This is a genomic window from Variovorax paradoxus (assembly GCF_902712855.1).
In the GTDB taxonomy this organism is placed as follows: domain Bacteria; phylum Pseudomonadota; class Gammaproteobacteria; order Burkholderiales; family Burkholderiaceae_C; genus Variovorax; species Variovorax paradoxus_Q.
Map to the genome: position 1 here is coordinate 590,279 of NZ_LR743508.1, position 14,420 is coordinate 604,698.

The following is a 14,420-nucleotide window of genomic DNA, read 5'->3' on the forward strand; positions in this document are numbered from 1 at the left end:
GATTCCCACGCGAGAATGCGCGCATGGAAATCGAAAAATTCCCCAGCGCATTGATGCACACCATCGGCTTCTCGCAGGTGCTTCGCACCGACCCCGAAGCCGGCTCGGCGCGCGTGCGCTTCGTGGCGCGGCCGGAGTTCGCGCACAGCAACGGCACCGTGGTTCAGGGCGGGCTGGTCACCGCCTGGCTCGACTGCTCGATGGCCGTCGCCGTGCATGCCAAGGACCCGACCGCCAGCTTGGCAAGCCTCGAGCTCAAGGTCTCGTTCCTCGACCGGGCCGAAGTGACCACCTTCGAGGCCGAGGCGCGCATCCTCCGGTGGGGTCGCAGCGTGGTGTTCCTCGATGCCGACCTGTTCGCGCCCGAAGGGCGGCTGATTGCGCGTGCGTCGTCGACGGGCAAGCTCGTGCGGCGGTCTTGAGGGGAGCGGTGCGTGCACTGGATCCTCCAGGAGAACCTTTTCAAGGAAAACGAGTGGGCGAGCCTGACCGGCACGCTGGAGCGCTTCGGCATCCCCTTTTCGGTCCACAAGGTCGTCCCGTTCGTCGGTGAACTGGTGCCTCCCGCGGAGCCGAAGCACGACAAGGTCGTCTGCTTCGGTTCGTACTCGATGCGGCACACGGCCAGGGCCCAGGCCTGGACACCCGGGGTCTACGACCTGTTCGACAAGGATTTCAAGGTGCAACTCTCGCACTGGGGTGAACGGATGCTGAACTTCGACAGCCGCATCCTGCCGTTCAAGGACGTCCCAAGCCTTACCGAACCGACCTTCCTGCGCCCTGTCGACGACAGCAAGTACTTCGCGGGCAAGGTCTTCATGCCCGGCGATTTCAATGACTGGAAACACAAGGTCGTCGACCTCGGGCAAGACCATGGGACGTCGTTGAGCGGCGAGACGCTCGTGCAGCTGTGCAACCCGAAGACCATCTACGGCGAGTACCGCTTCTGGATCGTGAACGGCGAGATCGCGACGCGCAGCATGTACAAGCGCGGCGACAAGGTGATGTACGCCAGCGACGTGGACGAACGCTTCGACCGGTTCGTGCACGAGTGCGTGCAGGCGTGGCAGCCGCACAGGGCATTCGTCATCGACGTGTGCGACACCCCGCACGGCATGAAGATCGTGGAGATCAACACGATCAACGCGGCGGGTTTCTATGCGGGCAACGTGCAGTCGCTCGTGCTGTCTCTCGAGGACCTGGAAGGCGCGGGCTGAGCGAGGCCGCTTCAGTCACACGGCCGGAACCGCTGGCATTCGGCCGCTGCGTGGATCGACGTCACGGTGTTCTCGCCGTCGATGTACCTGGAGACGAATTTCACCGAGCTGCCTTCGGAAAGGCCCGCCAGCAACGCCCGGTCGACGACCCTGAAGGTCTGCACCGTGAACGGCAGCTTGGCCTTGGGCAGCAGTTTCAGGCGCACGTACGACCTGCCGTCGGGCTCTTCGAAGAACGACCGGACGACCGCCCGGGTGAACACCTGTGAGGACTCGCCCGCGCGCTCCGAGCCGCTGGGCGGCCTTGCCTGCGCGCCGGCATCCGCGGCCATCAGGCAGAAGCCGATGGCGATGCCGGCGAGAACGGTTCTGTGCGACGCGAGCTGCATGAGCGGTCTCCTCGAAGTCGGGTGGACGTTCAGGCCGACATTCTGGCTCAGCGCCGCCTTCGCTCCATCGCCACGGCGGAGTCGACGAACCCGAGGCTGGCGAAGAATGCATCGGCGCCCTCCCTGCCTGCGCGGAGCACCCAGGTGATCGCGTCGTCGCCTTGCATGATCTGTTCGGCAAGCGCCCGGCCCAGGCCCTGTCTGCGGACATCCGGCGCGACCACGACCATCGAGAGGTAGCCGTTCGAGATCCCGTCGGTGATCGCACGCGCGAAGCCGACGATCCGGCCATCGATCTCGGCCACCACCACCCGCTGCGACGCCGCGATCAGGCGCGCCAGGTATTGCGCGTCGGGGATGCGATGCGCCCATCCGCTGGACGCCAGGAGACGATGGACCTCCTCGAGATCGGATGGAGCGAATGCCCTGACGGCCATGCGTGTCTCCCGCTACGCCACCTTCGGCTCAGGAAGGACCGCCGTCAGCGCGAAGTCGATCAGGTACAGCCACGTCGCCTCCAGGCCCATGATGCTGTGATGGTCCGACCCCGGCACGGTTTGCACGCTGATCGGGGTGGGCCAGGCCGCGATGAGCCTGGCCGAGCGCTCGGGCAGCACCACGTCGTCGCGCTCGGCCAGCAGCGCCTGCGTCTTCGCCGCCACTTCCTTGCTGTGCTCCAGCGAATTGAACTGGTGCCGCAACAGCAGCGACAACGGCACGAGCGGAAAGCGCTTCTTGGCCACCTCGAGCATCGAGTCGTAGGGCGTCACCAGCTGCAGGCTGGCGAACTCCTGCCGTGCCACCAGCTGGATGGCCACGCCCGTTCCCAGGCTGCGGCCGACGACGTGCAGGCGGGCATGCGGGAAGGCCTTGCGCAGATGGTTGGCGAACTGGCATGCGTCCTCGACCGATGCGATCTCCGACGGGTGCCCCTGCGAGTCGGCCACGCCGCGGTAGTTGACGGCGGCGAAGCCGAAGCCTTCGGGCAGCCAGTGCAGCATCTGCGCTGTGGCGCGCACGTCTTCGCCGCGCCCGGCGAAGTAGACGAACAGGTCGTGCAGCGCCGCTTCGCCCTGCGGGTGGTAGACGTACCCGCGCACCATGCCGCCGGGCACGGTGTGCGAATAGGTGGAGAAGTCGTCGGACAGATGCACGACGGGCAGCTTGCGCGCGTTGAACAGGATGTCGCCCTGCCGTGTCGCGAGCAGCGTCCAGTACGCCGCGATGCCGCCGATGGCGGCGGCCGATGCCGACAGTGCGATGCGAAAGACTTTGTTGGATGCCAAGTTGTTCTGCTCCCGGGGAAATGCTGGCGCAGAAGCGCCGGATGTGGCCCCTAGTTTCGCTGCGTTGCGGTGAGCCCGCGACCCGGCGGGAAAAAGCCGACCACGCTACTGCGAAGCGGCGCTCATGCCGGCCGCTCCGACCCCGGCGTGGCGACGGACGCAGGCACCGAGGTTGCCGCACCCGGAGACCCGGCCGGAAGCCGCACCTCAGGGCGCCGGGTCGCGTGGCCGCGGCCCGGCGTGTCCTTCCTTTCGCCGCGCAGGTGCCGCGTCGCGCCGCTAGCGGTTCTCCCGGTGCGCCACGCCGTGTTCGTCCGTCCAGCGCCCCGACCATGTCAGTGGGTGCAGTTGCTGGTGCCAGAAGCCCTTGGGCACATAGTCGCCCACCACGCCGTACTCGTCAGGCCAGATCTTGTTCTTGTCCGACTTCACCGCGGTGCCGAACAGGTAGTCCCAGAACGCGAAATGCGCCGCGTAGCAACGGTCGAGTCCTTCGGCATCGCGGCTGTGGTGCCAGTGATGGAAATTGGGCGTCACGATCAGGTAGCGCAGCGGGCCCAGCCGCACCGATGTGTTGGTATGGTTGAACACGGCCTGCACGCCCGCGATGACGATGTACACGTTGATCACGTTCTGCGAGAAGCCCAGCAGGAATGCCGGCGCGAGGATGACCACGGTCGACAGCACCGTCTCCACGCCGTGCGTGCGACTGCCCGAGATCCAGTCCATGTGCTGCGCGCTGTGGTGGACGGAATGCAGGCGCCAGCCGATGGCGGTCTCGTGATAGAAGCGGTGCAGCCAGTAGCGCGCGAAGTCGGTGACCAGCATCAGCAGCAACAGCGCCCAGCCGAACGGCAGTTGGCGTATCCAGCCGCGAAGTGTGTCCTGGGCGGCCGGCTGAACGGCCGCGAACATGCCGCTCACGCCATGAAGAATGGCATACACCAGGAACAGCGTGAGCCCCACCAGCAGGTGGCCCGTCACGAAGTACATGAAGTCGGTCTGCCACTCCTTGCGAAAGACCGGCATCGCAGGCCGCAGCGGCACGAGCTTCTCGATGGTGGTGAACAGCAGCGTCGTCGCCAGCAGGTCGAAGATGAACCAGTCGATGCCGAGGTACGGCACGTTGTCAGGCAGCGGCCCCGTGGGAAGCCAGCCGCGGCCCGTCGCGCTCGCGCCCAGTTGCGAGCCGACCACCGCCACGGCCAGCCAGAACAGCGCCCAGACCGACAGTCGCCGCACGCGGTTGAAGACGATGTTGGTCAGCGCCAGCGCACCGCACACCACCATGGCCACCATGGCCACCAGCAGCATCGTGCGCATGGCGTCGAAGCTCAGCACCTCGCGCACCTTCGGCGTGGTGAGGAAGGCTGGAAACTGGAGCATCAGCACGCCCAGCATGCTGAAGTTGGCCAGCGCCAGCGCGATCATTCCGCTGACCATACCCTTGCCGCGATGCAAGGGGCCATGCGAGAGGGCGAGGTCGACGCCTTTGCGGATTTCCTGGGCGACGTCGTTCTTGATGCGTTCTGCGGGGGAAGGAGCGGGCATGGCAGCGGGTCGTTGAATGGCGACCGAGTATCGATGCGGCCAGCCCGCCGATGCCTTGGGGGCCTGTCGAAGAACCTCGCGATATCGCCAAATGCTTCTCGCGTTTCCGATGCATCGACGGCCGGTACCGCGCCGCGCGTGCAAGGGCGGGCGGGTCACCCGGGGATCGAGCCCCGCCCTGCCAGCTCACGACCGGTCCGGCCTGAACAGCGCGCCGGCGACACGCATTGCCGGCTTCATGGAACACGCCGTCGCCCCGCTGCGCCTCGGTCACCGGAAAGTCTGCCCTGGCGACGAAAGAGTGCTTGTTCACGGCCGTGGGTCGAGGTCGGATGACATGCCCGCGGCGTGCGGCAAGCTTGCACCTCGTCGGTGGAACCGGCCGCGCCGGAGGCGCGGTCCCTCCCATGCCCACGCCCATGCCGACACCGGCCAAGCCGCCGCCCGCGGCACCGGCCTCTCCTCCGCGCCGCGCTCCCGCACCGCCGCCACCGCCACCGCCACCGCCTTCGCCACGCGCCGGCGTGCCCTTTGCCCGCAGCGGCCCTTGCTTGGGAATGCCGAGCTCGGCGGGAATCGGATCGAGGTCGAGCACGTCGCGAATGAAGATGCGCAGCGCGACCACCAGTTCGGCCGTCTCCACCGTGCGGCCGGCCACCATGTCGTTGGCGGCCTTCGTGGCAAGACGCACCTGTGTCTCGGTGCCCAGCAGGATCACGTCGGAAAGCGCTGCTTCGACCGCGTCACGGATGCGCCGGCGCCGGTCCGACGACGGCGGCTCGGCGCGGGCCGCGCCGTCGTCATCGGTCACGGGCACGTCTGCCGTGGCGCCAGCGCGCAGGCGAAGATCGCGCAGGTGGCTCGGGTCCACGGCAAGCTCGCCGGTGAACGAGCCGCCGAGCACCTTGTAGGCCGCGATGAGCGTCTTCAGCCGCTCGTTGATCTGCCGGTTCTGCCGCTCGCGCCGCTGCTGCACGCTGTGCATGACCAGCAGGCGGATGCCGACCGCCACGACCGACACGAGCACCAGCCCCAGCAAGGTCGATAGCAGGCCTTGCCAGGAACTGAAGTCGAGCGAGCTGCGCACCGGTGCCGCAGGCCCGTGCGCGTCAGGCGCGGCCAGGCCGCTTGGCGACGGCCAGGGCCAGCGCCAGGCCCACCACCGCGGCACCGCCCAGCAACTTCACGGGGCTGCTCGTCACGCTGCGCAGCGCGTTGCGGCACGCCGATCCCCAGCCGCTGCGCGCGGGCAACATCAGGGCGCGCTCCTGCGGCGTCATCGCGCGCAGGGCACTCGGGTTCTCCTCGTCCTCGAGCACGGCCTGGGACACGTCGAGCTGCGTGATGGCATCGGGATGGCGTGGGGGCGTTGTGTTTTGCATGGTGAGTGATCCTTTTCGGGGGATGGTCGAACACCGAGCTTGCGTCGCGTCGCCGCCCTCGCCCATGCGCGAGGGCTGACGCTCCAAGTAGGCCAAATGCCCGCGTAGAGTCCGTTCGCCCTGTTTATGGCGCCGCGACAACAGGCTCTAACTTCGGTCCGGCCGCCGGAAACACGGTGACCGGGCCCTAGAGCGGCGAAATGCTCGCACTCTTCATCATCCGCCCCGTCAGCTCGATCTCGTGCCGGATCACCTGCAGGTAGCCCTCGGGCGTCGACGGCGCGACCTGGCTGCCCAGTTCCGTCATCGCCGCGATCACCTGCGGGTCCTTCAGCATGCGGCTGAAGACCTCGTAGATGCGCGCCGCGATCGGGTCCGGCGTCCCTGCGGGCAGCGAGAGCCCGCCCCACGAGGTGAGCTCCACGCCCTGCAGCCCCTGCTCGGACAGCGTGGGCACGTCGGGCAGGCTGGCGTTGCGCCTGGCGGCCGCCACGCCCAGCGCCTTGAGCTTGCCGGCCTTCACCTGCGGATAGGCCACCGCGAAGATCGGCATGCCGAAAGTCACCTGGCTGCCCAGCACCGCGTTGACCAGTTCGGAAGCGCCCTTGTAGGGCACATGGGTGGCGCTCACGCCCGCGGCGTTCAGGAACAGTTCCACGCCGAGATGCGAGGGCGTGCCCACGCCGCCCGAGGCGTAGTCGAGCTTGCCGGGATTGGCGCGCGCCCTGGCGACGAGGTCCTGCAGCGTCTCGATGCCCGACGCCGGGTTGACCACCAGCAGCACGTCGGACGTGGTGAGCCGCATGACGTGGCGGAAGTCCTTCATCACGTCGTAGCCGGGGCTGCGGTACATCAGCACGTTCGCGGCCATGGGCGCGGCCGAGTAGATCCAGGTGTAGCCGTCGGGCGCGGCGCGTGCCACCTGGCGCGCGCCGATGTTGCCGGCGGCGCCGCCCTTGTTCTCGATGATGACCGGCTGGCCCAGCAGGCGGCCGGCGGCCTCGGCGAGGATGCGCGCGCCGGTGTCGGGACCGGTGCCGGCCAGGTAGGGCACCACCCATTTGATGGGGCGGCTCGGCCACTTGTCGGCGGCCCGCGCGGCGCCCGCGAGCGGCAGCAGGGGCGCGGCCACCATGGCACGGCACAGCGCGCGGCGCGAGATGTCGATGTCGTTGTTCAAGTTGCTTGTCTCCGTATTTCTTGTGTCGTGATTCTTCAGGCGCTCGCCTGCGCCGCCTCGCCCAGCAGCTCGCGCGCGATGATGTTCTTCTGTATCTCGCTGGTGCCCGTGAGCACCCGGTACATGCGCAGCATGCGGAACAGGAACTCCACGCGCCGCCCCTGCACGATGCCTTCGCCGCCGTGGATCTGCACCGCCGCGTCGGCGATGCGGAAGGCCGCTTCCGAGCAGAACAGCTTCGCCATCGACGCATCGGCGCGCGCGTCGCCACCCGCGTCGAGCTGCCGCGCGGTCGAGATCATCAACGCGCGCGCCGCGGCCAGCTGCGTGGCCATGTCGGCCAGCGAATGCTGGATGGCCTGGAACTGCGCGATCGGCCGGCCGAACTGGCGGCGCGTGCGCGCGTAGTCGCGTGCGTCCTTCAGCGCCACCGTGGCCAGGCCCACCATGCCGGGGCAATGCAGCAGCCGGTTGACGGTGATGCGGCCCAGCGCCAGCGCCAGGCCGCGGCCCGGCTCGCCGATGAGGTTCGCGGCCGGCACGCGGCAATCGGTCAGCAGGATGTCGCCGGTGGTCGACTGCCCGGCCATCGTCTTGTAGCCGGTCTTCACCTCGACGCCGTCCTGGCGCAGGTCGACGAAGAAGGCCGAGATCTCGCGGCGCTCGGGGCTGTCGGAGGTGGAGGCCATCAGCACCGCGAAGTCCGCGAAGGGCGAGCCCGAGATGAAACGCTTGCGCCCGTTGATGACGTAGGTGTCGCCTTCGAGGCGCGCCTGCGTCTGCAGCGCGCCGGGGTCGGAGCCGGCCTCGGTCTCGGTGAGCGCGAAGCAGATGGCCTTCTCTGCCTGCGCCACCGGCACGATGAAGTTCGCGAGCTGCATCGGCGTGGCGTAGCGCGCCAGCGCGCCCACACGCGGCGGGCCGCTGAGTTCGCCGAACACGTGCGGCGCCAGCGGCGAGCCGCTCGCATAGATCGACTCCTTGATCAGCACGTGATCGAGCAGCGAGAGCCCGAGGCCGCCCATCTGCCTGGGCAGCGTCATGCCGTAGAAGCCCAGTTCGTGCGAGCGGCGCCACACGCGCTGCAGCGTGGCCCGGTCGGCGCCGTGCTCATGGTCGATGCCTTCCTCGCGCGCCAGCGCGGCCAGTTCGCCGTGCAGGAAATCGCCGATGCGCGCGATCAGCCCGGCCGCGCGCTCCGAGCCTTCGAAGGGCCCGTCGAACAGCGGCGAGCGCACGCCGGACGCAGCGGCGGGGGTGTCGGGGGCCGCGGTTGCGGACGAGATGACTTGTGTGTTCATGGCAGTGCGGCTCCTCAGTTCACCCGGCGGTCGCGGCCGGCCCAGTACGGCGACTGGATCGCCTTGCGCGCGATCTTCCCGTTGGCGTTCTTCTGCAGCGCCTCGACGAACTCGATGCGGCGCGGCCGCTTGAAGCCCGCAAGCCGTTCGGCGCAGAAGGCGTCGAGCGCGGCGGCGTCCGCAGCGGCGCCGGACTTCAGCACGATGTGCGCGGCCACGGCCTCGCCCCACTTGTCGTCGGGCACGCTGAACACGCACGCCTCGTCGACAGCCGCATGCTGATACAGCACCGCCTCGACCTCTGACGGATAGACGTTGAAGCCGCCGCTGATCACCATATCCTTCTTGCGGTCGACGATGTAGATGTAGCCCTCGTCGTCGGCGCGTGCCAGGTCGCCCGTGTGGTAGCGGCCGTTCTTCAGCACCTCGGCTGTGAGCTCGGGCGCGCGCCAGTAGCCCGCGAAGATGTCGGCGCCTCCCACCACGATCTCGCCGATCTCGCCGGTGGCCACCGGCCGGCCCTCGTCGTCGACGATGTCGACCTGCGACTCGAGGAACGGCCGGCCGCAGGACGCCAGCCGCTCGGGCATGGCGGCGCGCGCGAACAGGTGGTCCTCCACGCTCAGGCCGCACACGCCGGAAGTGGTCTCGCCCGCGCCGTAGCCCTGCGAGAGCACGGGGCCGAACACGTCCATCGCCTGCATGATGCGGGCCGGCGCCATCGGCGCGGCGCCGTAGCCCAGGCGCCGCAGGTCGGGCATCGGCCGGTAGCGGCCCTGCACCTCGGCCAGCAGCATGTTGATCATGGTCGGCACCATGAAGGTGTGGGTCACCCGCTCGCGCTTCATCTCGGCGATGAAGCGGCCGGGATCGAACCCGCCGAACAGCCGGATGGTGGCGCCGCTGCACAGCGCCGGCACCAGCTGCATGCCCGAGGCATGCGTGATCGGGCCGACCAGCCCCAGCAGGTCGCCGGGCTGCAGGTTGTCGGCGCGCATCAGGAACTTGCGCAGCTGCGCGAGCCGGTTGCCGAAGGTCTGCATCGCCGCCTTGAGCACGCCGCTGGAGCCCGAGGTGTAGTGCAGCACCGCGAGCTCGTCGGCGCGCACGCGCACCGGCGTGAAGCGGTCGCTGGCGCGGGAAAGCACGCCTTCGTACGACAAAGGCGAATCCTGCACGGCGTCGAGCAGCAGCAGTCGCGGCGCGGCACCCTCGAGCCGGGGCAGGAAGGCATCGGCGCGGTCGGCGGTGGTGACGATCAGCGTCGCCTGGCTGTTCGCGATGACCTCGGCCACTTCGGCCGGCGCCAGCCGCGCGTTGATCGGCGCCTTGACCAGCCCGGCCTTGTAGCAGGCCAGCTCGAGCTCGACGATCTCGATGCAGTTGGGCAGGTACACGCCCACGCGGTCGCCGCGCTGCAGGCCGAGGCCGCACAGCGCATTGGCCAGGCGGTTGGAACGCTGCTCGAGCTCCTGGTAGGTCACCGAGCGCTGCGCGCTGGTGATGGCGAGCCGCTTCGCGTGGATGCGCGCGGCACGGGATGCAAGCTCGCCGACGTTGGCGATCTCGGGGGATGTGGTTTTTTGCAAGTTGTCTCCTGGATGCCCGCGCCACGGCGCGGGATGGAGACCACTTTGGCAGCGGAAGGCACCCGACAACAAATACGGATTGCTGATGCGCGGCCATCAGAAAGGTTGATGGCCCGGCCTGCCCGGCGCGTCTCGCGCTATGGCCGGGCCGAGGTGCCCGCGGATCGCCGCTTGCCGTGCAGGAACTCGGCTTCCCAGCGGCCCGATGCGATCATGCGGCGCGCCTCGTCGACCAGCACCTCCATCACCGCCCGGGTCGCGGGGTCGGGCTCGCGCGCGGAGGGGGTCGCGAGGAAGTAGGTGCGCGCCAGGTCGGGCTGCACCACGCGCGCCACCAGCCATTGCCTGCCGCCCGCCGGCGCGTCGCCCATGGCGCAGGCCGGCGAGAAGGTGAAGCCCGCGCCGGCCAGGTAGAGCGAGCGGATCACGCGCGCCGAATCGTGCTCGTGTGCGATGTTGAGTTCGAGCCCCAGGTCGGCCGCGGTGCGCTCGACCTGCGCGCGGATGCTGAAGCGGCGCGACTGCAACACCAGCGGCAGGCCGGCCGCGCGGGCGAACGGCAGTTCGGGGCGCTGTACCGCGGCGGCGCTGCCCTTCGCGGTCTTCCTGGCGGCGGGCTGCACCGTCATGGCGGCCACCTCGCCGCCGGCGTCGTAGCCGCAGACGAACATCGCCTCGCGCGCGAACGGTCTCACATCGAGGCCATTGACGTATTCGGTGTCGACCAGCACGCCGATGTCCGCTCGCCGCTCGACCATGGCCTTTCGCACCATCAGGCTCAGATCGTCGATGACGAACACGCGGATGCGCGGGTGCGACTGCTTGAGCCGCGCCAGCACCGGCCCGAGCAGCAGCGAGGCCAGCAGGAACGGCACCGCGACCGTGACGGAACCCTCGGGCCCGTCGGGCGCCCGCTGCAGGCGCTCGCGCATGGCGCCGGCGTCCGACAGCAGCTTGCGCGCGTCCTGGTAGAGCTGCAGCCCGGCGGCCGTGGGCGTGACGCCGACATGCGAGCGTTCGAACAGCTGCGTGCCGAGCTCGACCTCGAGCTTCTTGATCTGGGCCGTGAGCGCGGGCTGCGCAACGTACAGCGCACCCGCCGCGCGCGACAGGCTGCCTGCCTCGAGCACGGCGATGAAGTAGCGGAGGGATCGAAGTTCCATGGCCCCGCGATTCTGTACCGGTGCCGTGCGCCGCGTCCCCCTCGCGCCGTCACGAAGCCGCGGCCGGCATCCTTTGTTCGCAGTAGGCCAGGAACTGGTTGATTTCCTCCGCCTTGTCGAACACCGCGTCGGCGCCCAGGCGCAGGCACTCCGCGCGGTTGCCCGGCGAAGCGGCGTTGGTCAGCGCGATCACCGCGCATCCTTCGCCGCGCGGGCCCGCGCCCGCCAGCGCCGCGAGCACGCCCAGGCCCGAGCCTTGCGCCAGCTTCAGGTCGACCACCAGCAGTTGCCAGCCGCCGCCGTTCGCGTGCAGCCACGCGACGGCCTCCGCCTCCGAGGGCGCGGTGCCGACCACCTCGGCGCGCAGGTAGCCCTCGATGACAACCTTCAAGCTGTCCTGTATCGCGGGTTCGTCCTCGACGAGGTAGACGGAGAGCTTCATGTCATGGACCGTCGGGCCTGCGTGGACGCGGCCCTGTCAGAAAAAGCCGCGTCCGGCTGTTGGCGCCGCGGCATTCGCTGTGACGGCACTGTCCGGCCCACGCCACAATGTCGGCTCTTCGAGAACGCCCACACAGCCCGCTTCCGTTCCATGCGCAACCCCACCCTGTCGGCCCGGCTCCTGCTGGTCGCTTCCGCGGCCCTGCTGCCGCTGGCCATCGTCTGCGGCTTCGCACTGCACGGGCTGCTCAAGGGACAGCGCGATCAGACGCAGGCCTCCACGCTCGGCGTGGCGCGCGCGCTGGCGACGGCCGTGGACAGCGAGCTGCGCCTCACGGTGGCCGCGCTGCAGGCGCTGGCGCTGACCGAGCCGCTCGGCGTGGCCGAGTCGTCGGGCCTCGTCGACGCGCTGCTGCTGTCCAAAGGTCTGCGCGCGTCGCACCCCGAGTGGCGCGGCGTGCTGCTGGTGGCACCGGACGGCAAGGTCATCTTCAGCACCGAGGGCGACGTCACAGGCCGCAGCGCAGGCGTGGTCGAGGCGGCGAGCCTGGCGCAGGTGGTGCGCACCGGGCAGCCGGCGGTCGGGCCGCTCACGCCCGGGCCACGGGGCAACCTGGCCTTCGCGGTGCGCGTGCCGGTGGTGCGCAACGAGCAGGTGCGCTACGTGCTCACCGCCATCGTGCGGCCCGAGGCCGTCTCGGCGGTGCTGACGCGCCAGCGCGTGCCCGAGGGCTGGGCCGTGTCCATCTTCGACTCCAACGACCTGCGCGTGGCGCGCTCGCGCGAGGACGAGCGCTTTCGCGGCATGGCGCCCAGCGACTCGCTGAAGCAGCTGCTCGGCTCGCGCAACGGGCGCCAGGAGTTCGTCGGCACCACCCGCAACGTGGACGGCACGCATGTGCAGACCGCCGTGTCGCGCCTGGACATCGCGCCATGGACGGTGGCGCTGGGCGCCCCGACCGCGGTGGCCGAGGACGCGATGCGCCGCACGCTCATCGCCTATGGCGGCGGCCTGCTGGTGTCGCTGCTGGTCGGCGGCCTGGCGGCCTGGTGGGTGTCGCGCACCATCACCCGTCCCATGGCGCGCCTGCGCCAGAGCGCCGACGCGCTGGGACTGGGCCAGCCGGTGACGGGCGTGCGCTCAGGCATCGCGGAGATCGACGCAGTGGGCAACGCCCTGTCCTCCTCCGCCACGCAGCGCCTGCAGCACGAGGTCGAGCGCGAGTGCCTGCTCGGCGCCGAGCGCGACGCCCGCACCGCGGCCCAGGCCGCGCAGCTGAGGCTCGAGCGCCTGGTGAGCGCCAGCGCGGCGCTGTCGCGCTCGCTGGAGGAAGACTCCACGCTGCACGCCATCGCGGAGGTGATCGTGCCCGACGTGGCCGACCTCTGCCGCATCGACCTGCTGGACGAGAACGATGTGCTGCAGCGCAAGCTCACGCACCACGCCGATCCGGTGCGCAGCGCGCAGATCGCCGCGATGGTGGGCCATCGCGAAGCGCCGGCCGGCGTGCCCGGCTTCTTTCCGTGGGCCATCGAGACCGGCCAGACCTTCCTGCACAACCTGGACGAGCCCGGACTGCTCGACACCTTCCATCCGCAGCTGCGCGACTTCGTGCAGGCGCTGGACATCACCGCCGGCTGCGTGGTGCCGCTGGTGGCGCGCGGGCGCACCATCGGCGCCATGGCCATCCTGCAGGACCGCTCGAAGCGGCGCTTCGGCCCGGAGGACGGCGCACTCATCGGCGAGCTGGCGCAGCGCGCGGCGCTCGCGCTCGACAACGTGCGCCTGCTGGCGAGCGCGCGCCAGGCGCAGTCGCAGGCCGAGATCGCCAGCAAGGCCAAGGACGAGTTCCTCGCCATGCTGGGGCACGAGCTGCGCAACCCGCTGGCGCCGATCTCGCTGGCGCTCACTCTCATCGAACGGCGCGACGGCACGGCGTTTCCGCGCGAGCGGCAGATCATCGAGCGCCAGGTCAAGCACCTGTCGCGCCTGGTGGACGACCTGCTCGACATCTCGCGCATCGTGTCGGGAAAGATCGTCCTGCGGCCCGAGCGCATCGACTTGCGCGACATCGTGGCCAAGGCGATCGAGCTCACACTGCCGGCCCTGCACGCCCGCGGCCAGATGCCTCACCTGGCGCTGCCCGACGCGCCCGTGGCGGTTCAGGGCGACCCGCTGCGGCTCGCGCAGATCGTGGGCAACCTGCTGAACAACGCCGTCAAGTTCACCCAGCCCGACGAGCGCATCGACATCGTGCTGCGCACGCACGACGGACATGCCGAACTGACCGTGGCCGATGCCGGCATCGGCATTGCGCCGGAACTGCTCACGCAGGTGTTCGAGCGCTTCGTGCAGGGCGAGCAGCAACTGCAGCGCGCCGCCGGCGGGCTCGGGCTGGGACTGGCCATCGCGCGCAGCCTGGCACGGTTGCACGGCGGCACCATCGAGGCGCACTCCGCCGGCGCGGGCCAGGGCAGCAGCTTCATCGTGCGGCTGCCGCTGGCACGCGACGAGGCGCCGGCGGCGCTGCCGGCCGTCGCCGCGCACGCCGACACACGGCCGCGGCTGAAGCTGCTGCTGGTCGACGACAACCGCGACGCGCTGGTGGTGCTGGCCGACTGGCTCACGCTGGAAGGGCATGACGTGAGCACCGCGGACAGCGCCGAGACCGCGCTCGAGCTGATGGACACCACGCGCTTCGACGCGGGCATCTTCGACATCGGATTGCCGGGCCTGAGCGGCCACGACCTCGCGCGCCGCGTGCGCGCCGACCCGCGCAGCCAGGGCATGGTGCTGGTCGCCCTGACCGGCTATGGCCAGGAGTCGGACCGCAGCAAGGCGCTGGCCGCGGGCTTCGACGCGCACTTTCCGAAGCCGCCGGACCTCGAGCGCATCCAGGACGCGCTCTACCGCACCTAGG

14 protein-coding genes are annotated in these 14,420 nt (G+C 69.8%); 4 read left to right on the forward strand and 10 right to left on the reverse strand.

From position 1 onward, the window contains the following. The first annotated feature begins 23 nt into the window (after positions 1 to 23). Both AACL56_RS29285 and AACL56_RS29290 read left to right on the forward strand, forming a co-directional pair. On the forward strand, positions 24 to 422 hold the full coding sequence (locus AACL56_RS29285; protein ID WP_339093514.1) for a PaaI family thioesterase: 399 nt from the start codon (positions 24 to 26) through the stop codon (positions 420 to 422). Between the two features lie 12 nt (positions 423 to 434). Then, entirely contained in the window at positions 435 to 1,217 is a 783-nt protein-coding gene (locus AACL56_RS29290) for an ATP-grasp domain-containing protein (protein ID WP_339093515.1), read from the forward strand. Positions 1,218 to 1,228: 11 nt separating this feature from the next. Here AACL56_RS29290 and AACL56_RS29295 read toward each other — a convergent pair whose 3' ends face one another. The 4 genes from AACL56_RS29295 to AACL56_RS29310 all read right to left on the reverse strand — a co-directional run bounded on the left by AACL56_RS29295 (position 1,229) and on the right by AACL56_RS29310 (position 4,443). Then, positions 1,229 to 1,606, reverse strand: coding sequence for a hypothetical protein (locus AACL56_RS29295; protein ID WP_339093516.1), 378 nt, complete (start codon positions 1,604 to 1,606; stop codon positions 1,229 to 1,231). Between the two features lie 47 nt (positions 1,607 to 1,653). Continuing rightward, on the reverse strand, positions 1,654 to 2,043 hold the full coding sequence (locus AACL56_RS29300; RefSeq protein ID WP_339093517.1) for a GNAT family N-acetyltransferase: 390 nt from the start codon (positions 2,041 to 2,043) through the stop codon (positions 1,654 to 1,656). A gap of 12 nt (positions 2,044 to 2,055) precedes the next feature. After that, positions 2,056 to 2,892 (reverse strand): alpha/beta hydrolase, encoded by an 837-nt coding sequence (locus AACL56_RS29305; protein ID WP_339093518.1) that lies wholly within the window; start codon positions 2,890 to 2,892, stop codon positions 2,056 to 2,058. A 279-nt stretch (positions 2,893 to 3,171) separates the two neighbouring features. Further along, the gene (locus AACL56_RS29310) at positions 3,172 to 4,443 is read right to left on the reverse strand and encodes a sterol desaturase family protein (RefSeq protein WP_425337089.1); all 1,272 of its coding nucleotides are present in this window, start codon (positions 4,441 to 4,443) and stop codon (positions 3,172 to 3,174) included. 91 nt (positions 4,444 to 4,534) lie between these two features. Between AACL56_RS29310 and AACL56_RS34360 the strand changes: the two genes are divergently transcribed. Continuing rightward, positions 4,535 to 5,491, forward strand: coding sequence for a hypothetical protein (locus tag AACL56_RS34360; protein WP_425337090.1), 957 nt, complete (start codon positions 4,535 to 4,537; stop codon positions 5,489 to 5,491). A gap of 61 nt (positions 5,492 to 5,552) precedes the next feature. On the opposite strand, the gene AACL56_RS29320 is transcribed toward AACL56_RS34360, so the two are convergent. The 6 genes from AACL56_RS29320 to AACL56_RS29345 all read right to left on the reverse strand — a co-directional run bounded on the left by AACL56_RS29320 (position 5,553) and on the right by AACL56_RS29345 (position 11,500). Continuing rightward, entirely contained in the window at positions 5,553 to 5,825 is a 273-nt protein-coding gene (locus tag AACL56_RS29320; protein ID WP_339093520.1) for a hypothetical protein, read from the reverse strand. A 187-nt stretch (positions 5,826 to 6,012) separates the two neighbouring features. After that, entirely contained in the window at positions 6,013 to 6,960 is a 948-nt protein-coding gene (locus AACL56_RS29325; protein ID WP_339095274.1) for a tripartite tricarboxylate transporter substrate binding protein, read from the reverse strand. An 80-nt stretch (positions 6,961 to 7,040) separates the two neighbouring features. Continuing rightward, the gene (locus AACL56_RS29330) at positions 7,041 to 8,306 is read right to left on the reverse strand and encodes an acyl-CoA dehydrogenase family protein (RefSeq protein ID WP_339093521.1); all 1,266 of its coding nucleotides are present in this window, start codon (positions 8,304 to 8,306) and stop codon (positions 7,041 to 7,043) included. Between the two features lie 14 nt (positions 8,307 to 8,320). After that, complete coding sequence (locus AACL56_RS29335; RefSeq protein ID WP_339093522.1) at positions 8,321 to 9,895, reverse strand: AMP-binding protein; 1,575 nt, start codon at positions 9,893 to 9,895, stop codon at positions 8,321 to 8,323. 137 nt (positions 9,896 to 10,032) lie between these two features. Next, positions 10,033 to 11,058 carry a LysR family transcriptional regulator gene (locus AACL56_RS29340; RefSeq protein WP_339093523.1) on the reverse strand — a complete coding sequence of 342 codons (1,026 nt, stop codon included), beginning with the start codon at positions 11,056 to 11,058 and terminating at the stop codon, positions 10,033 to 10,035. 49 nt (positions 11,059 to 11,107) lie between these two features. Then, on the reverse strand, positions 11,108 to 11,500 hold the full coding sequence (locus AACL56_RS29345) for a response regulator (protein WP_339093524.1): 393 nt from the start codon (positions 11,498 to 11,500) through the stop codon (positions 11,108 to 11,110). Between the two features lie 150 nt (positions 11,501 to 11,650). Here AACL56_RS29345 and AACL56_RS29350 point away from each other — a divergent pair, with 150 nt between their 5' ends. After that, entirely contained in the window at positions 11,651 to 14,419 is a 2,769-nt protein-coding gene (locus AACL56_RS29350; RefSeq protein WP_339093525.1) for a hybrid sensor histidine kinase/response regulator, read from the forward strand. Position 14,420 lies beyond the last annotated feature (1 nt).